We start from the raw sequence: 22,045 nt of genomic DNA on the forward strand, positions 1-22,045 counted from the left end.
CTTATTACTGCTGGAGCGCTTTCTTTACTGGAGGCGCTCCAGTTTCTTCTTCTACGGAAATAAAAGTCATGGTTCGCAAAATCTGGTCCGGAGGGTGTCTCCGGGCCCTGAGCATTCTATTGCCCGCTTCCTCCCTCCTGCCAGCCCTTGCGGCACATGCTGCTGATATTCCTCTGGCCATCATAGGCCCGCATGAATACGACCTGCCGGTGGACTTCAAACCGTTCAACGTGCTCGTGCAGTACGGAGATGGGAATGTCGCGGGAAACACTTATGACAGTGGTGGCCGCCGTCAGCCCACTGGGGGAAGCCACACCTGGGCGGGTATGACGAAGTACGTGCACTTCCGCAGCTTTGACGCTCTGCCGCATGTCGGTTTTGCGTTTGAAGTCATTCAGTCGGAAAGCTTCGTTCTGGCACAGGGCAAGGATTACGGTGGCCTCGGTCCGACAATCGTGGGCCCTGCCGTCTGGTTCAAGCCGAATGCTCACAGCACCTTCGGTATCCAGACCTTCATGCAGACGCCGGTTGGCACACGGGATGCGTTGTCCCCGAGCTACTGGTCAAACCTGTCCAGCTTCATGTTCGATTATGAATGGAAGCATTTCAGCTTCGATGGGGATCTGGGTGCAATTGTAGCATCCACGAAGCACAAGACAGGCGAGCATAGCTACTCGCCCGGGACGGTCTTTCATTCCAACCTGCGTTTCAGCTGGAAAGCGAGCAAGATTGTTGAGCCGTTCTTTGCATTCGACTGGCAGAACACAGCCGGAATGCGGGACAACACTGCCAACAGTTGGGTCAGTGAATCCAGTGGGCGTGAAGTCGCACTGGGTGTGGGCGCCATGGTCAATATTTCCAAGCGCGTCTCATTAACCGGTCGGTATTCTCATTCTGTCGATGGCAGAAACGTGCCTGAGACGAATGCGTATTACATGAAGCTGGTCTATCTCTGGTAAAGATAGCTTATCCCGTCTGAGCAGTATTCTCGGACGGGGCGCCGCTTCCTAGAGGCCCAGTGTTTGCCGGGCAAGGCGACACGCTGCCAGATCCCACGCAGCACAGCCGACACTCTTGAAAAATACCGGACCTTCCGGTTTTTCTTTGCCGGATAGGTAAGCGGCCAGAGGTTGGACCTCTTCCCAGTTTTTCCCTGCCTGAATGATGTCTCCCGCCTCTGACGGTGCACCAACGGGATCATCCACAATACAGGTACTTCCGTTGACGATGGCCGGACCAATTTCAATCATTTCCGGTCGATAAGCCCCCACACCAATAATCAGTCGCGTAGACTTTGGCGGCGCGTCGTACAGAACACTTTGGCTGCTGGTCACGGTGACGACCACATCCGGGTTGCAGGCTTCGTCATCGTTGCGAAGTCTCAGGGCAGGGTATGTGTCGCTTCCTGTCAGTGCGGCTACGCTCTCACGGGAACGGCCACGAATGTAAACTGTGAGGCCCGGATAAAGCACATTCAGCGCTTCCAGATGAGCTTTGGCCTGTACGCCGGTACCAATGAGAAGAACCGTTTCCAGAGTGTCTGGGCGAAAGCAGTCCAACCCCAGCATGGAGATGGCAGCGGTCCGTCGCTCTGTCGTAGCAACGCCATCCAATGCGAACAGAAACTGTCCATCGACAGCATCCATGCACATGACTTGCCCCTGAATAGCAGGAAGGCTGCGTGCGGAGTTGCCAGAATAAAGGGTCAGAAGTTTTGTCGTGAGAATATCGGGCGCACACGCAACCATGGACATGACCGTCCCGGAGCGATCAAGCGTTGGCACAACCATGCGTTCAGGACAGGAGATCTGCCCGGCATGATAGTCCTGAGCTGCTCTCCGAAGTGTTTCCACAAGGGCGGGAAAGGGGAGCAGTTTTCGCGTTTCGGCGGCGGTCAAAGTCTTCATGGAGCACCTTCCTGCTGTTGTCTGGAAGATGCCCCGTTTTGGCTTGAAGATGAAGGGACGGCGAGAGAGCGTCCCTGTCTGGGTTAAGCAGCAGCTTTTGGACGGAACCGGGCTGTCGAGATATCGCATTCGTAAGCGGCCGCGACCGAATAAGGATCAAGCGCCAGGGCATCAACAGCATCAAGAATGCGTTCGACTTTGGCATCATCCATCAGCACGCTGAAATTCAGGCGTGTCCAGCCGGGCTTCTCGATTTCCTGCCCAGACAGAATGGCCTGACGAATTGCATCCGAGGCCGCTTCGTCAATGTCGAGCAGGCGATGTGCATATGGTCCTGCACACGCGCATCCTCCACGCACCTGAATGCCATAGCGGTCCGACAGCATGCGCGTGAAAAGCTGCTGGTGGATGAAGCCACCTGTGCTTTCGTCCCGGACCTGAAAGGAGAAGATGGGCAGGGCTTCAGCTGTGGCGTGACCAAGAATGCGGATATTCGGGTTTTTGCTCCAACGGGCAACGGCGCGGGCGCGAAGCTCTGCATTGCGGTCGCTCATGAAAGTCTGGCCAATGACGTCCTTGACGATGAAGGCCAGTGCAGCGCGGATGTCTCCCACTACATCTGGTGTTCCACTCTCTTCGAGAGCCGCAAGGCTGGTGGTGTAGTCATGGTTCCAGGGGGAAACGAACCGTACTGTTCCTCCGCCTGGAAGAACCGGGCCGCACCGCGTCACGACGTCATTGCGGACGATCAGGACGCCTGAGGCTGCCGGGCCACCGATAAATTTGTGACAGGACACTGCCACGGCATCTTTTTCGAAAGGCGTGCCCGGCTTCATGTCGATGGGAAGATACGGAGCGGCACCCGCATAATCCCAGATCGCCAGAGCCCCGTGCTTTTTCAGAAGTTCCGTTACGGCATCTACATCCGTCATGATGCCGGTGACGTTCGACGCTGCGGAGAAAGAGCCGACTTTCAGGCGGCCTTTGTCGCAGGCGGTCAGTGCCTGTTCAAGAATGGCAAGATCTGGACCACCATTCTCGGCTTCCGGGATCTCGATGATCTCGGCGCCACTTTCCCGCCATGGGAGGATATTGGAGTGATGCTCGTACGGGCCAATGAAAATGATCGGACGATTTCCAGCAGCACAGCGAGCAGGGATTTCCAGCAGATGTACGAGACGGTTCAGGCCTGCTGTCGCGCCGTTGCCCATGAAAATGGTCGTGAAACGATCCATGGGGGCATGACAAAGGCGAGCAATCGTATCGCGAGCCGCATTACGCATCCGCGTCATGTATGCCCCGCACAAAGACGCTTCAGTGTGGCTGTTGGCGTAGTAGGGAAGAACTTCGTTCATGACGAATGTCTCAACCTGAACAAGCGCACGCCCTGAAGCGACATAGTCTGCATAAAGAAGCGACTGAACACCAAAAGGGCTCATGAACTTCGTGCCGTCTCCGAGAACGCCCTTGCGGAGGGCGTCGCGACCACCTGCACGGAGCATTTTCTCAAATTGCTCAAGCGCTGTTGCACTGTTGTCGAGACTGCCGATCGTTTCCATGCTGCCCTGTCCTCTTACCTGATCTCGTCAGAGGAAAATATCTCAATGGCGGATAGGAAACTGTCTCTTTCTTGTAGACGAAAACCGGTTTTTTGTTGTCATTTACATCATTATGAGCAGAATCATCGATCAAACGGACCGTGCCATCCTTCGTATTCTCCAGAAGCAGGGGACGCCGTCCCAGCGTGAACTGGCTGAACAGGTTGGCCTTTCCCAGAATGCCTGCTGGAGGCGCCTGAACGCCCTGCGGGAAAGTGGAATCATCAGCCACGATACCGTCCGTCTCAACGCTCAGGCGCTTGGCCTGACATTGACGGTCTTTGTGCTGATGAGGACGCGTCATCATTCACACGAATGGTTTGAAACGTTCCGCAAAGTGGTCGTTTCGATCCCAAACATCGTTGATTTTTACAGGATTGCCGGTGAGTATGATTATCTTCTCAAGGTCGTGGCATGCGACATGAACGATTTCGACCGTGTCTATCAGCAGATCATCAGCAAGGTCGAGCTGGATGCCATCACCTCATACATGACCATGGAAACCCTGGCAGATAACAGGGATCTTCCAGTCTGACACAGACCACGGACAAGGACACTTCATGACCCAGACAGATCAGCTCGCCCAAAGTCTCCGGACGAGACATGTTGTCATGATTGCCTTGGGCGGGGTGATTGGTGCTGGGTTTTTCATCGGCTGCTCGGCTGCCCTGTCGATGGGTGGACCAGCCGTCATCGTGTCATACGTTCTGGCGGGACTTCTCGTCTGGCTTGTGAACGGCATGATGCGAGACCTTGCCTCACAAACACCAGGGCGTGCGTCATTTCTCGGACAGATCCGCCATGCTCTTGGGGATCGCTTTGGTTTCGTGGCGGGCTGGACCTACTGGCTGACATGGGTAACGGTGATTGGTGTTGAGGCCATCGCCGTAACATCCATGCTCGCGCCCTATATCCCGGTTCCCTATGCCGTTCTGGAACTCCTTATTCTGGGCGTGATGACCGCCATCAATCTGTTGTCTGTCAAAGGGTACGGTGAGTTCGAGTACTGGTTTTCAGCCATCAAGGTGGCTGCCATCGTGCTTTTCATCGGAATTGGTATCTGGGCGTTCGGGGCGCATTCCATTCCCGTGCAGGAAAACCTGTTTGCGCATGGCGGTATTATGCCTCACGGCTTAATGGCGCTTCTCGCCGTTATTCCAACAGTGCTTTTCTCGATGGGAGGCAGTGAAATTGCGACGGTGGCCGCGGTTGAGTCCGACAACACGGAAGTGAACATTGCCCGCGCAACACGGACCATCCCCCTTCGCATTGGTGGCTTTTATCTTGTTACCATCTCGATGATTCTGTGCCTTGTGCCCTGGAGTGACATCGTACCCGGACAGTCACCATTTTTGTTGGTTCTGAACCGGTTTCATGTGCCTTTCGCCGGGTTGGCAATGGGCATTGTCATTCTCGTAGCGGCGCTTTCCAGCCTGAACTCTGGCATTTACGTCACCTCACGCATCCTGTTTGAACTGGCTGAAGAGGGAGATGCTCCTGCAGTCTTTCTGGCGGTTGAGCCTAAAACGCAGCTTCCCCGTCGCGCGCTTCTCGCCAGTGTCGGAAGTGCCATTCTTGTGGCGGTAACGGCCGTTCTGTCGCCAGGCGTCATTTTTGCTGTTCTTGTCAGCCTGACGGGCGGATTTATGCTTTTCAACAACGCCCTACTGGTTCTGGGACGGCTGAAGCTGATGCCTCAGAAAGCATTTGGGGCCTATGTGGCGCTTGCGCTGATTGGTCTGGCGATCATTGCCATGATGATTCAGGCTGAGACCCGTTCACAAATCGAAATGGGCGCTTTTGCGATTGTTGTCATCCTGTTGGCAGAGCGTTTTCTGCCACGAGGAAAAAAGATTCAAAACAGCACGCCCTGAGCCGGTTTGTGGGGAACATCCGTCCCCATATCTTTCAGGATCCATGCGCGCAGGACAGCTAGAATGGCGTCTTGATCGTCACGAGACAGAGGCTTTCCTGCGGGAATTCCATGCCACTTCGCCAGACATCCTCGGCAGCATGATCCCGTTGCATGCTGTGCGATGAAGACCGGATGCCCTCGCATCGGCGTCTGCTTTCCGTCCTGCGCCGGCCATGCAGGTGCCAGACGAGCCCGGATGAAGGCTGTGCCATGTTCCATGACAGCATCCAGCCCACGATTTTCCAGATAAAGGCGCGCCTGCTCATCCAGATGAAACCGGGCCCGGAAACGGGATTTCTGAAGTCGGAGGAGAAGATCCTGGGGAGCAGAACCGGTCAAGACAGACCAACCTTCTGAAAATGCATAAAAAAATGGTGTGAGGGCTGTTGCACCCTCTGTGAGAACATCTGTTCTTACTCCATATGGTGCGGCATGGACGCTTTTCCGAGACGCACCCGAACTGATTCTTCAGCCAATGATATGGCTGCCATGCCAGTCCTGTCGCCGCTTCAGGTTCAGGATCTGTTCACGGCCCGGCTGGATGAGATCTGCGGACGGTTTGAAGAATGGAGTTTTCCTCTCGCGGTAGAGGGGCAACTGGGCGATGTCGCGCCTAATGCGTACAAGAAATATTATCAGCTTCCTCTGATCGACCCGCAGTTTGGAACGTCCATCTCTCTGGAAGCAACCAAACTGGTTCTCGCAGCGGCAGATGTGCGGGCTGGAGATCATGTGCGAGTGACAGGTTTTCTGCGCGCTCGTCATCTGCGCGGGCAGGTTGCCCTGCGGTTTGAAGTGCTCACCGTTGAGCCGCATGATCCCGGTCGTCAGAAAGTGGATCGGGCAGAACGATCCCTGCTTGATGTTCTGAGAGGGCTAAACTGGCAGTTTCAGCCCTATCCCGAGCGCCGGGACGCCAGACTACTTCTGATTCATTCTGCATCTTCCAATGCGCTGGTTTCGGAAGATTTTCTTCAGGCACTGGGGGGCGGGTGGCGTTCGGAGCGTATTCGAGCACTCCCCGTGGCCATGACGGATCCACACCGCATTGCCGATGCCATCGGTACGTGTCGGGAAGACATTATTGTCCTGATCCGTGGCGGTGGAGATGCTTCTGATTTCGCGGTGTTCGAGCATCCGCTCGTGTTGGAAGCACTCTCCAACTGTGGGGCGCATCGTGTTCTGGGCGTCGGGCATACTGCTAATCGAACGCTGGCGGAACGGTTGGTGGATCATTCTGCAACGACGCCTGCGGATGCGGGGCACTATATTCGCAAGATGAGCGGTCGTGTGTGGCAGCGGCAGGAGGAGGAGCGCGCGCAGCAGGAAGAGATTGTGGCACTCCGGGAGAGTGCAACGTCCATGGCCGCTATTCCGGTTGGGGCACCATTGGGAGTTCGCTTGCGGAACGGCCTGATTCTGCTGGTTCTGGGCCTATTGGCCGGTCTGGTTCTGTCCCGTATCCTCTAAAAACCAGAGGAACGTTTGTAATTCTGGTGCAACGTTTTCCAGATCGCTCCGCCCCTTTTTAGAGAGCAGAGCGATGACGCGTGCTACGTCTCGCAGTGCGCAATTGGGGTGGCGAATAAACCAGGCACAGAACCCCTTGAAAGAAAGGCCTTCCGATGTGTCGGTGGCTGGAAGGGGCGGGAGATCCAGAGAAATCTTCTCGTCGGCGACCACGAAGTGAAACAACGTGTCGGCAAGGCTGCTCTCATCCTCGAAAACAAATGTATTGGCGTCAATCCAACGTATTTTCAGGACGGGGCGGAGAAGAGACTGGTTCGCCAGTTGAACAGGATGTCCGTTTAAAGACGCGAGCATGAGAATTTCAGGATGGCTGTCTTGATAGATGGCGGCCAGTTTTTCCTTCGTTTGTATGTTCTGATCGTTTGATAATCCGGGAAATCCATCTTCACCGACGAGCAGAAAATTGCCTGCTCCGTCCCGAATAAAACCAGCCCGTGTGCGTGTTGGCAGAGGAGCCGTCTGAGGTGTCAGAAGAAGACGTTCTCTTGCGGATGGCCGGACACGATGAAAAGAAAATCGCTCATGCTGGCCATGGTCCGGCATGGAACTTCCTGCATCCAAAAGCGCGGGTAAGGCCATGGAAGGATCTTGGTGCAGCCGATCCAGAAGGTCTGCCAGCCCTCGATAGGCTTGTGCATCCATAAAGTCATGCCGGATCACGGACACATCAGGCAGTCTCCGTCTCGGAGAGAGATCTTCCTCATCCCGGCAGAAATAATGTTCGGCAAGGTGAGGGGGCATGTCCGGGTCTCCCGCCCAGACATAATGAAGAATGCGCGCTCCTTCCCACGAGACATGGAGACCTGGGCCAGCCTGATCGACTGGTGTGCCATCTGGGTGGACAATGCGTTGGGGAGAGAAATCCGGAGACAGAACGTCCATCAGGACCGGGAGATTTTCTGTCTGTGCAAATAGCCGGGCCATTCCATTGTCAGGAAAGGTGGAAGCACTGCGGTAGGAAGATGCCTGAATCACAGATCCGGCCGGGACTGGCTCGAGAGGTTTGCCGTAAACGCACCAGTTAATGGCAATCGCATTAGCATCTCCTGCCGTTACAAGGAGATTGTCCAGCGTTGTGTCCGGATCGAGGAATTCATCAACGTCCAGAACCAGCAGCCAATCCTGTTCCCGCCCCACCAGACGAACTGCTTCGGCTGTCAGAACCTGACGAAGCTCATGAGGAGAGAGGTCATCCGTTCTGGCGAATTCATGAAATTCAACCGGGCCGATATGTTCTGCGGTGAGGGCGATGGCCTGCGTATTGTCTGTGGAGCCCGCATCGAGCACGAGAATGCGCTCGAACCCGAGTGCCAGATGCCATAGCAGCCACTCCTTCAGGAGAGGAGCGGCATTATGGGTCAGAACGGCGCAGGCTGCACTTGGCATAATGGTATGTTTCCGTGGTGGCTGGTCAGCGTACGTCCACACGGATCAGCGGATGCTGGACCGATGGATCGGTGAGAGCATGCATCTCGATCTGGATAGGCTGGGCGCCCGCCGTGCTGATTCTGTGGGCGACTGGTTCCAGATCCGTTTGTGTAGCCTCCGTCATGGCCTTGGCCTGCGCTGCCGGATCAGACTGGAGCGGAACCAGAAGCCTGACGATGAACAGGACGTTTTCCTTGCGGGCCAACGCTGACTTAACAGCCTGATCCACAACAGGTCCGTACTCGGATTCCGGAGTCCCGCCCTCGATCTGCAGGAATGGCGGTTTCGCTTTCGGGGCGGGGGGCGGTGGCGGGATATATGGCTGGGGCGGTTTGCCAGCCTGCGGGTTGAACGTGCGCTGATCAACCAGTTTGCACCCGGCAAGCAGGGGCGTAGCCAGCAGGATGCAGCCTGCCAGAGAAAGGGCGCGTGGAGCCATGATGCCTCGGGGCGAACGAAAATGTCGGACAAATGCAGCCATATTGCGCGGGACCGTCGCAGGAACGGAGGGTTTCGGCAAGATTAAGAGCATCAAGTTCATGAAAAACTATGCCAACCCCCTGTTGCTTCGCTGTGGCGGTGCTATGGAAGAAGCCCTTTCGTCAGAATAGCGGAGTAGGCAGGCATGGCGGTAAAAATCGCAATCAACGGTTTCGGACGTATCGGACGTCTCGTTCTGCGCGGCATCATTGAGAGCGGTCGTACGGACGTTGAGGTCGTAGCTATCAACGATCTTGGCTCGGTCGAAGCAAACGCACACCTTCTGGCTTATGACAGCGTCCATGGCCGTCTGCCGGGCAAGGTCCGTGCTGAAGGCAATACGCTCATCATTGAAGCAAACGGCCGCACCTATGGTCCGATTACCGTTTCTGCTGAGCGTGATCCGTCCAAGGTTCCATTCGAAGGCATTGATGTTGCCATGGAATGTACGGGTCTCTTCACCACGCGTGAAAAGGCCGCTGCCCTGCTGGAAGCTGGCGCAAAGCGCGTCATCGTCTCCGCTCCTGCAACGGATGTGGATGCCACCATTGTTTTCGGTGTGAACGAAGATGTTCTGACGCCGGACATGAAGGTCATTTCCAACGCATCCTGCACCACGAACTGCCTTGCTCCTGTCGCTTACGTTCTGGACGAAGCGTTCGGCATCGAGCGCGGCTACATGGTCACGATTCACTCCTACACCGGTGACCAGCGCACGGTGGACACCCTGCACAAGGATCCCCGTCGTGCCCGCGCTGCGGCTCTGAACATGATCCCGACGTCCACGGGTGCTGCCAAGGCTGTTGGTCTGGTTCTGCCGCACCTGAAGGGCAAGCTGGATGGCACGGCGATCCGCGTTCCGACGCCGAACGTCTCTCTTGTCTCGCTCGACTTCGTGCCGAAGACCGTTCCTGCTTCCGCTGAAGCCGTGAACGAAGCAATCCGCGTTGCGTCCGAAGGCAAGCTCAAGGGCGTTCTGGACTACAACACGGCGCCGCTGGTCAGCACGGATTTCAACCACTCTCCTGCATCTTCCACGTTCGATGCAACACAGACGGCTTTGGTCGATGGCGGCCAGCTTGTTCGCATCTGCGCCTGGTATGACAATGAGTGGGGTTTCTCCAACCGCATGGCCGACACGGCTGCTGCTTTCGGGAGCCTCTGACCCATGGTTTTCCGCACGCTCGACACCCTGGAGGCACGCGGCAAGCGCGTGCTCGTCCGGGCTGATCTGAACGTGCCGATGCATGACGGCGTCATTACTGACGCCACGCGCATCGAGCGCGTTGCCCCGACCATCAATGAGCTTGCCGGTAAGGGCGCGCGCGTTGTGGTCCTCAGCCATTTCGACCGCCCGAAGGGCAAGGTCGTTCCTGGCATGTCCCTGCGTCCGATTGCTGAAAAGCTTGGGGAAGTTCTGGGCAAGCCGGTTGGTTTCGTTCCGGAATGCGTAGGCCCGACTGTTGAAGCTGCTGTTGCGGCTCTCAATGATGGAGAAGTGCTGGTTCTGGAAAACACGCGCTTCCATGCGGGTGAAGAAGCCAACGATCCAGAATTCGCCAAAGCGATTGCGCAGAATGGCGATATTTTCGTCAATGATGCCTTCTCGGCAGCGCATCGTGCCCATGCTTCTACCGAAGGCGTGGCGCATGATCTGCCGTCTTTCGCCGGCCGGTTGATGCAGGCTGAGCTATCGGCTCTCTCGGCTGCGCTGGAAAACCCGGAGCGTCCGGTTGGTGCCATCATCGGTGGCTCCAAGATTTCCACGAAACTGGACCTGATTGGCAATGTCATCGCTAAGGTGGACACACTGTTCATCACGGGTGCCATGGCCAACACGTTCCTGGCGGCAGAAGGCATGAATGTCGGCAAGTCCCTTCAGGAAGCGGACATGCACGAAACAGCTCGCAAGATTGCGCATCTGGCGCAGGAAAAGGGCTGTGAAATCATTCTGCCAGTGGATGCCGTTGTGGCGCGCGAATTCAAGGCCGGTGCAGAAACCGAAACCTGCCTGATTGGCGAAGTGCCTGCCGACGCCATGATCCTTGATGCTGGTCCGCGCACTGTGGCGCTGATTAACGAGCGTCTGGCTACGTTGAAAACGCTTGTGTGGAACGGTCCGCTTGGGGCGTTTGAGATCGAGCCGTTTGATCGTGCAACGGTTGAGGTTGCACAGGAAGCTGCTCGCCTGACGCAGGAAGGCAAGCTTCGCACCGTTGCAGGCGGTGGAGACACCGTTTCCGCGCTACGTCACGCCGGGGTTGCTGGCCAGATGAGCTACGTTTCCACGGCGGGTGGTGCGTTCCTGGAATGGCTGGAAGGAAAAATTCTTCCAGGCATCGAGGTGCTTCGCACAACCGGACACCAGCTTGGTTTGGACTGAGTTCTAAAAAAGCGGGGAGGGCAATCTCCCCGCTTTTTTTATGGTCGGTTTACGGGAAGAAAATTTCCTCAATACTGCGGCCGAAAAGCTGGGAAATCGTGAATGCCAATGGCAGGCTCGGGTCGTAACGCCCTTTTTCAATGGCATTGACTGTTTGTCTTGAAACCGCCAGCGCTGCGGCCAGATCGGCCTGGCTCCAGCTTCGTTCTGCCCGAAGTTCCTTGAGGCAGTTGTTCATCGATAGCGCCTTTGGGCGACAAGGCCCCCGATCCACCAGAGGGTTCCCATGATCGGCCAGACTGCAAAAGCTCTGAGCTTTGGTAACCCGGCACTTTCGGCAAAGCCCCAGCCGAAGGTCAGTAGAGCGGTTCCCAAAAATGACATTGCAATGGCATCCAACTGAATCCGACGTTGTAATTCATCCATTCGCCAGATTGCACGCATGATGACCCATGCGGCTGTCACCGCTCCCACCATGGGCGTGAGTGCCAGTATTATTCTTGTTAAAGGTGCCGGGTGGAGTGCCTGTTGCAGATAATTGGCTCCGAACAGCAGCACAAGATACAGCGCGAGCGCGCTACCGAGTTCGATGAGATATTGACGACCATACAACATGTCTGAGCCCTCCTGATGTAAAGCAAGCTTTACTTTTTAGACTCGAATGTCAAGTAAGCTTTACAAAATATTCAATTCGGACACGTGGGCGGATCACGTTTTGTGACGTCACGAAACTTTCCAACTTTTTCAATTGTAATTGGAGGCTTTGACCCAGCACACTGTTTTCAGCTCCCCGTCGTGCTGGAATCCGCCTGATGCGCCTTCTGCCTATGCTGATGAAGTCTTTTCCATTGTTCGCTCTGGCAGTAGGGACATGCAGTGTGTTTGCTGCCGAAACTGTGCAGCCAGCTTCGGCGACGAAAAAGCCGTTCTCAGCGTTTACGCATCCTTTTAATGCTTCTCTGTCTCAGGACGCATCGGGTGACCCGCGGCAAGGAGCGGCGCTGATGCGCGGCCTGGACCACCATCGGGCAGAGGTCGTGGCTCAGCAAATGACCTCGGGTTTCGGTGCAGCACCAGTTCCCGATGAGAATATTGAAGGTCCTCAGGATTCAACGCAGCCTGACGCCTATGTGAAGCCTGATTTCTTTTCCAATAAAGTTGGCGAAATTAACGACGCGGCGGCGGAAAATCATCCTGACCAGCATCGTAAAGGTGGCGGTGCAATGGCGGGCGGTTTAGCTCTGGCCGTGCCTCTTTCCCAATAAGCCCCCTGTTCGGTTAGTTAGGGCGATGCATATAAATTGAACGGCTCAGGCAAGGGCTCTTGTATGGCATGAATGGCAGCCTCAGCCGCTTCAATACACACATGAAAATGGGTGTGAGCTTTTGACCAATGAAGATGCAGCCTGACGCTTTTTAGGCGCCATTCAACACAGTTCGAAAAATTGGCAGTCTTTGTTTTGATAGACGATGCTTGCGAAGGCCTGTTGTGCCTTCCGAGGCGGGACAGAGAAAGGCGTAGGCCATCCACGTCTGCCCTCCTCGGGAGAGGATTGGGCTTCGTCACATAAAAAGGGCTGCCAACACTTCTGCTGGCAGCCCATTCTCTAAAAAGCTTTTCTTATCAGGCCTGAAGGCCGTTCTCGCGACGACGAAGTTCAACTTCGGCCGACATGGCCTTCTGAAGCTTCTCCATGGCGCGTGCTTCAATCTGACGGATCCGCTCACGTGACACGTTGTAGTGGTGAGAAAGATCTTCCAGCGTAGAAGGCTCTTCCTTGAGGCGACGCTCCGCCAGAATGTGACGTTCGCGCTCATTCAGAGTCATCATGGCCTGATCGAGAAGAGCTTTACGACCGCTGAATTCTTCGGACGCCGCGTAGGTCTGCTCCTGGTTTTCGTTGTCGTCCACCAGCCAGTCCTGCCACTCGCCTTCGCCATCAATGCGCAGGGGCGCATTCAGGCTATGGTCTGGGGCAGCGAGGCGCTGGTTCATGGACACCACGTCCTGTTCCGGAACGCCAAGCGTGGTGGCAATGGAGTTCACCTGCTCGGGCTTCAGATCACCATCATCAATCGCCTGCATCTGCCCTTTCAGGCGACGGAGATTGAAGAACAGCTTTTTCTGTGAAGCTGTCGTACCGATTTTAACCAGTGACCAGCTGTGCAGAATATATTCCTGCATGGCGGCACGGATCCACCACATGGCGTAGGTTGCAAGGCGGAAGCCACGCTCCGGGTCGAAGCGGCGGACAGCCTGCATCATACCGATGTTGCCCTCACTGATGAGTTCATTCACCGGGAGGCCATAGCCGCGATAGCCCATGGCAATCTTGGCCACGAGACGAAGGTGAGACGTCACCAGACGGTGTGCCGCACTGGTGTCTTCATTCTTGCGCCAGGCACGGGAGAGATCGAGCTCTTCCTGCGGCGTCAGAAGGGGGAATTTGCGGATTTCCTGGAGATAACGGGTCAGGTTGTTTTCAGGACCCACGGAGATGACAGCTGGAGATGCCATGGTCTTCGATTCCTTTCGCCCGGGGGTGTGCCTGGCTCGATGAGGAGTAGACTCATACGAACTGGCAGAGGCAAAGTTCCTCACACCCAGGTGACGCATTGGGAAGGACTATCACGTCCCCAGCCGCTTACCCCCAGATTGGGCAGTGCACGGTGGTACGATCCGTTCCGGCGGCGCGTCAGCTCGTCGGATAAATAAGTTTATGACAGGTGGAACCGAAAAGGTCAAGAACTTTCAGAGGTTGAGCCTGTCAGGCGCATTTTCAAGGTCTGGAAGTCTTCAGGAGGCGCAGTTTCGAAAGAAAATGGCTTTTTTGTTCGAGGATGAATGAAGCCGAGTCGGGCAGCATGGAGAGCCTGACGTGGGAAATCGAGGGCCGCTTCTTTCGCATCCTGAGGTAAACCGCGGGCTGCGGCCGGAATACGACGCAGATACACGGGGTCTCCGAGCAGAGGGTGTCCTGCCTGTGAGAGATGAACACGAATCTGGTGGGTTCGCCCAGTGGCCAGTTTGCATTCGATCAAAGAGACGCTTGCATGGATCGGCTCCAGAAGTTTGAAGCGCGTGAGAGCGGTTTTTCCGCCTGACTGAACGACCGCCATGCGCTTGCGGTCCTTCTTGTCCCGCCCGATGGCACCGTCAAATTCGCCGGATGAGGGCAGTAGACCCCAGGCAAGGGCCATGTAGGCACGATCTATGTCGCGCGCAGCGAACGCTTCAGACAGGGCGTTATGAGCCATGGCATTCTTGGCCACCACCATCAGGCCTGATGTGTCCTTATCGAGGCGATGTACGATTCCGGGGCGTTTCTCGCCGCCAATGCCTTCAAACCCTTCGCCGCAATGTCCGAGAAGGGCATTGACTAGAGTGCCGGTTTCGTTGCCGGGCGCAGGATGCGTCACGAGCCCGGCCTGCTTATCCAGAACGATCAAGTCCCGGTCTTCATATAAGATCGTCAGGGGCAGATTTTCCGCCAAGGGACGAGCCGGAAGTGGGGTAGGGAACGAAAGCACAAGCTCCATCCCGTCGCGGAGTGTATCGGCGGGCTCATTGACGATCTGGCCGTTGCGGGTCAGATGACCCTCTTCGATCAGGGTCTTGACCCGGGAGCGGGAAATCGTGCCGATGGCGTCAGCAAGGGCGCGATCAACGCGTTGGCCGGCCAGGCTGGCATCAACAACAAGACGGAACGGGGTTTCAGGATCTGACATGAATCAGGGTTTAGCTGAGGATCAAGCGGGCAGCGAGTCAGGGACACCGAAAGCGTTGCTCGGCGCCGTCATTATCATGGGGGTTATGATTGTCGCCGGGGTGGCGGTCATGATTGGTGTGATCGCCCATCGCGTTATGCATCCGCATCATGATGTCAGTGTTTCCGCGCCGCCATCCGGGTCTCCGACGCGCCTTGCGTTGCCCTTGGGAGACGGAGAACACATTACGGCTGTAACTGCACGACCGGACGGCATGATGGCTGTAACATTAGGGCGCCCGGGCGCTGAACGCGTTCTCTTGTGGAGCCCTGAGGCAGGTCGCGTCATGGCAGAACTCGATTTTGGAGTGCCTCCAAGCGCCCCGTAAGGTCTCTCGCCTGAACATTCCAGTTCCTGATGCGTTGTTACTGATAAGATCATATCAGGACAGACATCATGGGACGCATTATTGACGCCGCTCTGGCTGCGGGAACAGTTTTCGGGGCTCAATATCTCGGCCGGGAGATCAGCCCGGCCGAAGATGGCTCAACCCGGCGCTGGTATCACCATCTGAACAAGCCAGAATTTTCGCCGCCAGCGCCTGTGTATGCCGTGGTCTGGACCCTTCTGGACGGCCTTCTGGCATGGTCCGGCTATCGTCTTCTGCGGGCTGAACGCTCCTGCGCGCGGACCGCAGCGCTGTGGCTCTGGGCTGTCTGTGTTGCTGGTGTAGCTGGCTTTCCGTTTGCAGTTTTCCGGAAGCGGCGTCTGGATGCAGGATTGGCGATCTGCATTGGTCTGGTCGTAACGTCAGGCGCGTCGATCTGGACGGCAAAAAAAGCTGATCCGGCCGCAGCTAAGCTACAGATCCCGTTTTTCGTGTGGCTGACGTTTGCGGTGTTTGTTCAGGAAGAAGTCTGGCGCCGCAACTGAGTGGCGTCTGCCCCACCGAGGATTGATTGCATCAGCCCGGGAAAGCGTTCTTCAAGTTCCTGAAGGCGAAGGGAGTTATGGTGCTGCACGCCTTCAATTCGGGTGTGCAGAACCCCGCTTTCTCTCAAAACCTGAAAATGATGGGACATGCTGGACTTCGGGCGCGCCCCGATCAGGGCGGCACAATTCGCCTCGCCCAGAACATATAGACGCTGAACAATGTCCAGACGCACGGGATCAGCCAGAGCCCTGAGGACCGTAATCAGATCGAGCTTTTTCAGATCGGGCGAGTCATGGCACGGCATACGGCGTCTTATCCCTTCCTTGAAGAATTGACGCAACACTTCTATAGTTCGATCGTTATCGAACTATAGAAGTTTCGATCAGGGAGTACCCTTTCATGCCCGATCTTTTTGATCCCATTGAACTTGGTGGATTTTCGGCAAAAAACCGCATTTTCATGTCTCCCCTCACAAGAGCACGTGCGGGCCGGGAGGCAGTTCCAACACCGATCATGGCAAAGTATTACGCGCAACGGGCGGAAGCCGGTCTCATCATCTCTGAGGCAACAGGGATCTCCCGGGAAGGGCTGGGCTGGCCCTATGCGCCGGGCATCTGGTCTGACGAACAGGTTGAGGCATGGAAGCCCATCACAAAAGCTGTGCATGACAAAGGCGGCCGCATTGTCTGTCAGCTCTGGCATATGGGCCGGATGGTTCACTCCTCCGTCACAGGTTTGCAGCCGGTTGCACCGTCAGCCACTACGGCACCCGGTCAGTCTCATACCTATGATGGCAAGCTCCCTTATGAAGAGGCGCGCGCGCTGAGACTGGATGAAATTCCCCGTATTCTGGCGGATTATGAACGCGCCTCTCAAAATGCCATCAAGGCAGGCTTTGATGGCATTCAGCTTCACGCAGCCAATGGCTATCTGATTGACGAATTCCTGAAGGACGGAACCAATCATCGGACAGATGAATATGGCGGTTCAGCCGAGAACAGAATCCGGCTTCTCTCGCAGGTCACTGAGCGGATCATCTCGACCATTGGTGGAGAGAAAACTGGCGTCAGGCTTTCTCCGAATGGTGACACACAGGGATGCCTTGATTCCGCACCGGAAACCGTTTTCGTACCTGCGGCCGCTGAACTGGAGCGTCTGGGTGTAGCGTGGCTTGAACTGCGTGAACCCGGGCCGAACGGAACGTTTGGCAAGACGGATCAACCGCCGGTTTCTCCGCAAATTCGGAAGGTGTTCCGACGTCCGCTGGTGTTGAACCAGGATTATACATTCGAAGCCGCTCAGGAGGCTGTCCGCCAGGGCCGGGCTGATGCAATAGCCTTTGGGCGTAAATTTATTTCAAATCCGGATCTGCCGACGCGTTTCGCTAAAGATTTGCCGCTTCAGGCAGATGATATGGCCACCTGGTATAGCCGTGGGGAGCACGGATATACGGACTACGCTTTCACTAGCTGAGGCTGGATACCGGGGCGAGATGTCGTCCCGGTTATCTCGGCCACAGATGAATGGCACTTTAGGCCGAAAGTGATTCAGAGTGTTGGGAATCTAAGTCTTCCAGCAGGTAGGGTCCTCCAGCTAGGATTTCGATGGCAAGCATTCCGAGGCTGTTGGTTGAGCGTTCTGCAAGCGGAAGAAGGGCATTGCCGTTCGTCCAGCGAACATTATTCTTTTCCAAAGGATACCAGCCTTCCAGATCCTTCTCGCCCTTTTTGGACGAAAGACAGATGGATTTTCCGGAATCGTAGAAGGTGACGTCGCCGACGCAAACGCCAAGCTGTCGGCGGTCATCAACAAACGGGCCGATTGTGTCGCAGGGACGGCTGGAGCGTGAAACCAACCTCACTGAGGTGACGGCGGATGGAATCATAAAGAGTGAGCGACCGCCCACCTCGCGTGTTTTATGGATAATCAGCCCGGTGTCAGAGGTCAGGTGAAAATCTGACTCCGTTGTCATCGCAACGGGCTTCGTCTGCCCTGGAGTATGAAGCTGTTTTGCGCGCTGTAGAATTTTCGCAAAAAGAGGCTCTACAAAACGGCGGGCGGGCACGGCAGGAGCGGTAGATCGCTTATCCTGGCTTTTCGTATGGTTTGCGATGACAGCAATACTATCGTTTTTATGGAAGGAAAGACGGTTACCATTTGCGAGGTAACTCTCAATCAGCAGGCCATTTGCCATAATGGTTGAGTGGGTTTCGGTCTGTATATGAACGTGAGTGAAGCTGGTGATGCTACGGTCGTAGAAAATGGACCGCCCATTGACCAGCATGCGAGCAGGAACGAGGTTACCGTTTAAAAACAGGCAGTGTTCCGGCGTAATAAGCAAATCTTTGTAAGGAACTTCGTCTGCAATTGCGTTTTTCAGGATACGCACAGGATATCCTGCTTGATCGTTTGGAAGACTAACTTTGGCATTAATATGCGTATGGCCAATCCTTATGATTTTGACTGTTTTTGGTGATTTATCACAATAGGCGAGCACGTCATCGCCAACTTTAAGACTTTGAATTGGCGTGTCGCCTGACGGTGTTGCGACAGTGAAATCTACAGTAAAGCAGGCACACTCCTTGGCCTTCTCATTAATTTCCAAAGACTTTTCTTTTGTAGTATCTGGCTTAATGAATTTTTCTTTGCTGTCTTTGTTTACTGTCTCATTTTTAGTAATGGCATTCCAGTTTGCTTTTTGAGGATAGATGTAATTCTGGGTACTGGAGTGTTGGGTAAGCGGAAAAGAGTATGGTGATCCTGATGTAACAGCGCTTGAGGTGAAAGAAACTGTAATATTTTTCTCGCAATTCAAGTTTACATCGTTCGGATAAGTTATTTTTTTTAACGAATGAATTTCTAGATTGGAAAAATAGTAATTACCTAAAATGGTTCTATAATGATTTCCGGGCTTTGTTTGAGTTTTTACTGGCGATATTTTATAAAAGGGCGTCGTCGCCATTCCACCTCTCCTGTCTATCTCATAGAATCTATGAACAAACATAGGAAACCGGCATGTCGACCGGTGATCTGAATACAGATACACGGTAGCAGTTAGAAAATTATTAATGCAAACCTTAATGTGATGAAATTTGACGATAAAGGGGCATTTTCACAAAATAGTGATTTAAAAATGGCAGAGTTCGTTAAAATAAATTATTCGTTATTAATTAAGTAACAAATAATTTCATGTTTCTGATCAATCAGCGAGGATGTGTTTGATCCTCGCGGATTGATTTTCCAGATTATGGTTCTGATCAGAACCGCACTTAATTCTGGGGGCGGGCCAGTTCATAGAGCGCAACGGCCGCTGCGTTGGACACGTTCAGGCTTTCCATGTTCCCAGGCATATAAACGCTGGAAATCTCATCACAGGTTTCCCGCGTCAGTCTGCGTAGTCCTGCACCTTCTGCGCCAAGAACCAAAGCAACGCGGCGCGTGCCAAAGCTGCTTCCGTCGAGCCTTGATCCGCCTGCATCCAGTCCGACAACCCAGACTTCCTGAGACTGGAGGGTTGCAAGGGCGCGTGACAAGTTCACTTCCCGAATGATGGGAACAAGGTCCAGCGCGCCTGATGCCGCCTTGGCCATGGCTCCGCTTTCCTGCGGGGTATTGCGATCCTGAACCAGCAGCGCGCAGGCGCCGAATGCGGCAGCGGAACGCAGGATGGCGCCGATGTTTCTCGGGTCCGTAACCTGATCCAGAACAAGGATAGGGCCGGGACGTTCAAGCGCTTCGTGAATGGTTGGCGGTTCGAGGGCTTCGACCCGAAGGCAGACGCCCTGATGAACCGCATCACGCTCACACAGGCGATCCAGTCGTTCGCGGTCAACGATCTGCGGTTGGGCACGGAGAGACTGACTGAATGATGATGCGGCTTCCCGGGTTGCGAGAAACTCGAGAATGGTTCGGTCAGGATTGTTAAGTGCGGCTTCTACGGCATGATGGCCATAGATCCAGTATCCGGAGGCAGGTTTGCCTGAACGGGAGGAGCGCTCGGCATTGCCGGAACGTTGAGGGCCTCTGTCCCCAGAGTGGGACGGGGCGGCGGATCGGGAGTTTGGTCGTCTGGACATGAAAAAATCATATAATCGACGATAGGCGATTGACATAGCCGTTCATCCGCCATATTCCAACCGCCGACCCGGAGAGGTGCCCGAGTGGCTAAAGGGGGCGGACTGTAAATCCGCTGGCGTACGCCTACGTTGGTTCGAATCCAACTCTCTCCACCAGGTCTTTTCTTCCAAGAAAATCAATTATTTTGCAGCGTGGACCCCACTCAGTTCTCGCTGTGCGTAGGGTCCGACGGCGCTATAGTAGCGTCGAAGATTGATCGGTGCGAAAGAGGCACATTGAAGCGCTCAATTGCACACTCCATCCTGACGATAAAATCTAGGTGCCTGGTTGATCGCTGAGTGCAGCATTCAGTGTCGCGTTATTAAGTTTTTTGAGCGGCACGGGTTTAAACCTGCATATTGGACTTCAAAGTCAGCATAGACCGGTTTCTTTTGCGAGTATTTTCTATGGTCTTGCGAAAGTTGAGTGAAACAAGCCATTCGCCTTGACAAGTACTGCTGCGAACGCCCAATTTTTCACTGGATATCCTTTTAGGGGCGCCGTTCATGGAAAGACCTTGGTTTGCGGCGAAGCGAAATGGTTATGGAGCAGGGCGCGCGATAACATGGGAAGGGCGCGTGACCATTCTTGTGTCTATTGGCGCAATCCTTCTGAGCAACATGGTTATGATGTGGGCCAAGAGCATTCCCGTTTTTATCATTTCTCTTATCGTGGACTTTGTGTCGGTCGTCGGACTGCTTTGGATTTGCTCGATTAAAACAGAAGGCGGATGGAAGTGGCGATGGAATGGCGAGTAACTGTTCCATCCATTGCTCAGATATAAGCTCTATCCCTGCGCATCATGCTTGCGGAAAATAAATGGGCCGCTGCCGCAATCCAAAGAATGCATTAGAATACGGCGCCGGAACTAAGAGTTACTTAGGCAAAGTAATTTTCACGACAATATACGGTAATTCCTGCATGTCTTTTCCATTGTGGAAGTCTGGCAGCCGTGCCCATTGGCCGATCGTGCAGTACAGGCCGTCTTTTCCGTAGGTCAGGCCATCTGGTTCAATCATACGGGGATCATGGGCCACGACTGACAATGTGCCATCAGGGGCATGTTTCAGGATTGCGTGGCGTTCGTCATCGGTAATGTAAAGAGAGCCGTCAGGTCCGGTTGCCATGCCGTCTCCCATCCCGCTTTCTCCTTTATCGAGGACGGAGGCTTCGATGCGCTTTTCTGTGGCTTTCCAGTCTGACAGCACGGATGTGGGAGCCGCATAGAGGCGACGGCCTGTCTGCGGTTGCCAATAGAGCGTTTGCTGGTCTGGACTGAGGCCAATGCCATTAGCGCCGCCTTGGGGCATTTCGGCTTTGGTTGGATTGTACCGGGCTGCTCTGCCATCCATGACGGCCACAAAGCCCTTTTCGGGCATGACCGGTTTCGTGTCAGACAGAATGCGGCGTTGATGACCAGAGGCAAGGTCGACGACGATCAGCGCGGGATGAATGCCTGTCGAGGTATCAGTAATGAACGCGGTTCCGGCCTTTCCATGGGTCAGATCGATCCGAACGTCATTAACGTGACTATCTGGCAGAAGGGTTGGTGCAGACAAGGTGAGAACGTTCAGAACCTTGTTGGTCGCGGGATCAATCTTAAATAGCTTTTGTGCGCCTGTGATCGTTCCTTTGGTCGCCAGCATCCCTTCGTCCAGAACCCAGAGGTGACCATGTGCATCAACGGTCATGCCGAGAGGGGAGACAAAATCCTGCTGTGTTTCCGCGTTCGGGAACGGCGTCAGGTGGCCGTCAGCATATGTGGCGAGACGCGGCCCGGAATGGTCTTTGACACTCCTGGGAAAGCCAAGGACCAGGCGACCATCTGGGAGGGCAGCAATGCCGGAGGGCTGTGCATCGGTGAAGCGCCCGATGATTTCTACATTTCCAGAGGAAACGAAGCCCTTGTCTGTTGTTTCCGCAGCATAGGCAGTGGAAGCAATTAAAGGGGCGCTAACGAATGCGGCAAGAAGGGCTGGATGGTAGAATTTCATGGACCAATCTCCTTGCTGCACTGGATCAGAACGCTGTGCGGGTAACAATTCA

At 54.9% G+C, this 22,045-nt stretch carries 24 protein-coding genes and 1 tRNA gene; 12 read left to right on the forward strand and 13 right to left on the reverse strand.

What is annotated here, in order from left to right:
* The first annotated feature begins 68 nt into the window (after nt 1–68).
* Entirely contained in the window at nt 69–959 is an 891-nt protein-coding gene (locus tag KP708_RS04200; protein ID WP_086633956.1) for a transporter, read from the forward strand.
* A gap of 48 nt (nt 960–1,007) precedes the next feature.
* Here the strand turns inward: KP708_RS04200 and KP708_RS04205 are convergent, their stop codons facing one another.
* Together KP708_RS04205 and KP708_RS04210 are read right to left on the reverse strand one after the other, a co-directional pair.
* On the reverse strand, nt 1,008–1,907 hold the full coding sequence (locus tag KP708_RS04205; RefSeq protein WP_215750562.1) for a delta(1)-pyrroline-2-carboxylate reductase family protein: 900 nt from the start codon (nt 1,905–1,907) through the stop codon (nt 1,008–1,010).
* An 83-nt stretch (nt 1,908–1,990) separates the two neighbouring features.
* Complete coding sequence (locus KP708_RS04210) at nt 1,991–3,466, reverse strand: aminotransferase class V-fold PLP-dependent enzyme (RefSeq protein ID WP_215750563.1); 1,476 nt, start codon at nt 3,464–3,466, stop codon at nt 1,991–1,993.
* 112 nt (nt 3,467–3,578) lie between these two features.
* Between KP708_RS04210 and KP708_RS04215 the strand changes: the two genes are divergently transcribed.
* Together KP708_RS04215 and KP708_RS04220 are read left to right on the forward strand one after the other, a co-directional pair.
* Nucleotides 3,579–4,040, forward strand: coding sequence for an Lrp/AsnC family transcriptional regulator (locus KP708_RS04215; protein WP_046900845.1), 462 nt, complete (start codon nt 3,579–3,581; stop codon nt 4,038–4,040).
* A gap of 25 nt (nt 4,041–4,065) precedes the next feature.
* Nucleotides 4,066–5,379: an amino acid permease gene (locus KP708_RS04220; protein WP_215750564.1), complete on the forward strand. Its 1,314-nt coding sequence runs from the start codon at nt 4,066–4,068 to the stop codon at nt 5,377–5,379.
* Here the strand turns inward: KP708_RS04220 and KP708_RS04225 are convergent.
* Nucleotides 5,361–5,759, reverse strand: a complete 399-nt coding sequence (locus KP708_RS04225) for a DUF4186 domain-containing protein (protein ID WP_215750565.1) — start codon at nt 5,757–5,759, stop codon at nt 5,361–5,363. The two genes, KP708_RS04220 and KP708_RS04225, sit on opposite strands and share 19 nt — an antisense overlap.
* A 93-nt stretch (nt 5,760–5,852) precedes the next feature.
* On the opposite strand from KP708_RS04225, the gene KP708_RS04230 reads away from it, so the two are divergent.
* The gene (locus KP708_RS04230) at nt 5,853–6,890 is read left to right on the forward strand and encodes an exodeoxyribonuclease VII large subunit (protein WP_215750566.1); all 1,038 of its coding nucleotides are present in this window, start codon (nt 5,853–5,855) and stop codon (nt 6,888–6,890) included.
* Here KP708_RS04230 and KP708_RS04235 read toward each other — a convergent pair.
* Together KP708_RS04235 and KP708_RS04240 are read right to left on the reverse strand one after the other, a co-directional pair.
* Nucleotides 6,855–8,336, reverse strand: a complete 1,482-nt coding sequence (locus tag KP708_RS04235) for a glycosyltransferase family 2 protein (protein WP_215750567.1) — start codon at nt 8,334–8,336, stop codon at nt 6,855–6,857. The genes KP708_RS04230 and KP708_RS04235 overlap by 36 nt on opposite strands.
* Before the next feature lie 25 nt (nt 8,337–8,361).
* Nucleotides 8,362–8,859 (reverse strand): hypothetical protein, encoded by a 498-nt coding sequence (locus KP708_RS04240; RefSeq protein ID WP_202208334.1) that lies wholly within the window; start codon nt 8,857–8,859, stop codon nt 8,362–8,364.
* Nucleotides 8,860–9,003: 144 nt separating this feature from the next.
* Here KP708_RS04240 and gap point away from each other — a divergent pair, with 144 nt between their 5' ends.
* Both gap and KP708_RS04250 read left to right on the forward strand, forming a co-directional pair.
* Entirely contained in the window at nt 9,004–10,023 is a 1,020-nt protein-coding gene (gene gap / locus KP708_RS04245; protein ID WP_215750568.1) for a type I glyceraldehyde-3-phosphate dehydrogenase, read from the forward strand.
* Nucleotides 10,024–10,026: 3 nt separating this feature from the next.
* The gene (locus tag KP708_RS04250; protein ID WP_046900852.1) at nt 10,027–11,241 is read left to right on the forward strand and encodes a phosphoglycerate kinase; all 1,215 of its coding nucleotides are present in this window, start codon (nt 10,027–10,029) and stop codon (nt 11,239–11,241) included.
* A 49-nt stretch (nt 11,242–11,290) separates the two neighbouring features.
* Here KP708_RS04250 and KP708_RS04255 read toward each other — a convergent pair whose 3' ends face one another.
* Both KP708_RS04255 and KP708_RS04260 read right to left on the reverse strand, forming a co-directional pair.
* Nucleotides 11,291–11,479 (reverse strand): helix-turn-helix transcriptional regulator, encoded by a 189-nt coding sequence (locus KP708_RS04255; protein ID WP_202208331.1) that lies wholly within the window; start codon nt 11,477–11,479, stop codon nt 11,291–11,293.
* A complete protein-coding gene (locus tag KP708_RS04260) occupies nt 11,476–11,856 on the reverse strand; it encodes a hypothetical protein (RefSeq protein ID WP_202208329.1) in 381 nt (126 codons plus the stop codon). The genes KP708_RS04255 and KP708_RS04260 overlap by 4 nt, the downstream gene beginning before the upstream one ends.
* Before the next feature lie 197 nt (nt 11,857–12,053).
* On the opposite strand from KP708_RS04260, the gene KP708_RS04265 reads away from it, so the two are divergent.
* Nucleotides 12,054–12,506, forward strand: a complete 453-nt coding sequence (locus KP708_RS04265) for a hypothetical protein (protein ID WP_215750569.1) — start codon at nt 12,054–12,056, stop codon at nt 12,504–12,506.
* A 359-nt stretch (nt 12,507–12,865) separates the two neighbouring features.
* On the opposite strand, the gene rpoH is transcribed toward KP708_RS04265, so the two are convergent.
* Together rpoH and KP708_RS04275 are read right to left on the reverse strand one after the other, a co-directional pair.
* Nucleotides 12,866–13,759: an RNA polymerase sigma factor RpoH gene (rpoH, locus tag KP708_RS04270; RefSeq protein ID WP_046900857.1), complete on the reverse strand. Its 894-nt coding sequence runs from the start codon at nt 13,757–13,759 to the stop codon at nt 12,866–12,868.
* A gap of 224 nt (nt 13,760–13,983) precedes the next feature.
* Nucleotides 13,984–14,970, reverse strand: coding sequence for an RluA family pseudouridine synthase (locus tag KP708_RS04275; protein ID WP_215750570.1), 987 nt, complete (start codon nt 14,968–14,970; stop codon nt 13,984–13,986).
* Here KP708_RS04275 and KP708_RS04280 point away from each other — a divergent pair.
* Complete coding sequence (locus tag KP708_RS04280; RefSeq protein ID WP_215750571.1) at nt 14,969–15,337, forward strand: DUF6476 family protein; 369 nt, start codon at nt 14,969–14,971, stop codon at nt 15,335–15,337. The genes KP708_RS04275 and KP708_RS04280 overlap by 2 nt on opposite strands.
* A gap of 68 nt (nt 15,338–15,405) precedes the next feature.
* Nucleotides 15,406–15,882, forward strand: a complete 477-nt coding sequence (locus KP708_RS04285) for a TspO/MBR family protein (RefSeq protein ID WP_215750572.1) — start codon at nt 15,406–15,408, stop codon at nt 15,880–15,882.
* Here the strand turns inward: KP708_RS04285 and KP708_RS04290 are convergent.
* The gene (locus KP708_RS04290) at nt 15,855–16,187 is read right to left on the reverse strand and encodes a helix-turn-helix transcriptional regulator (protein WP_046900860.1); all 333 of its coding nucleotides are present in this window, start codon (nt 16,185–16,187) and stop codon (nt 15,855–15,857) included. The genes KP708_RS04285 and KP708_RS04290 overlap by 28 nt on opposite strands.
* A gap of 95 nt (nt 16,188–16,282) precedes the next feature.
* On the opposite strand from KP708_RS04290, the gene KP708_RS04295 reads away from it, so the two are divergent.
* A complete protein-coding gene (locus KP708_RS04295; protein WP_215750573.1) occupies nt 16,283–17,356 on the forward strand; it encodes an alkene reductase in 1,074 nt (357 codons plus the stop codon).
* Nucleotides 17,357–17,414: 58 nt separating this feature from the next.
* On the opposite strand, the gene KP708_RS04300 is transcribed toward KP708_RS04295, so the two are convergent.
* A complete protein-coding gene (locus KP708_RS04300; protein WP_215750574.1) occupies nt 17,415–18,845 on the reverse strand; it encodes a Hint domain-containing protein in 1,431 nt (476 codons plus the stop codon).
* 307 nt (nt 18,846–19,152) lie between these two features.
* Nucleotides 19,153–19,959 (reverse strand): 23S rRNA (guanosine(2251)-2'-O)-methyltransferase RlmB, encoded by an 807-nt coding sequence (rlmB, locus tag KP708_RS04305; protein ID WP_252347449.1) that lies wholly within the window; start codon nt 19,957–19,959, stop codon nt 19,153–19,155.
* 70 nt (nt 19,960–20,029) lie between these two features.
* Between rlmB and KP708_RS04310 the strand changes: the two genes are divergently transcribed.
* Together KP708_RS04310 and KP708_RS04315 are read left to right on the forward strand one after the other, a co-directional pair.
* A tRNA-Tyr gene (locus KP708_RS04310) sits at nt 20,030–20,115 on the forward strand.
* A 390-nt stretch (nt 20,116–20,505) separates the two neighbouring features.
* Nucleotides 20,506–20,757, forward strand: coding sequence for a hypothetical protein (locus tag KP708_RS04315; RefSeq protein ID WP_215750802.1), 252 nt, complete (start codon nt 20,506–20,508; stop codon nt 20,755–20,757).
* Nucleotides 20,758–20,874: 117 nt separating this feature from the next.
* On the opposite strand, the gene KP708_RS04320 is transcribed toward KP708_RS04315, so the two are convergent.
* Nucleotides 20,875–21,993: an SMP-30/gluconolactonase/LRE family protein gene (locus tag KP708_RS04320; protein WP_215750576.1), complete on the reverse strand. Its 1,119-nt coding sequence runs from the start codon at nt 21,991–21,993 to the stop codon at nt 20,875–20,877.
* Nucleotides 21,994–22,045 lie beyond the last annotated feature (52 nt).

This window comes from Gluconobacter sp. P5H9_a (assembly GCF_018812085.1).
Taxonomy (GTDB): domain Bacteria; phylum Pseudomonadota; class Alphaproteobacteria; order Acetobacterales; family Acetobacteraceae; genus Gluconobacter.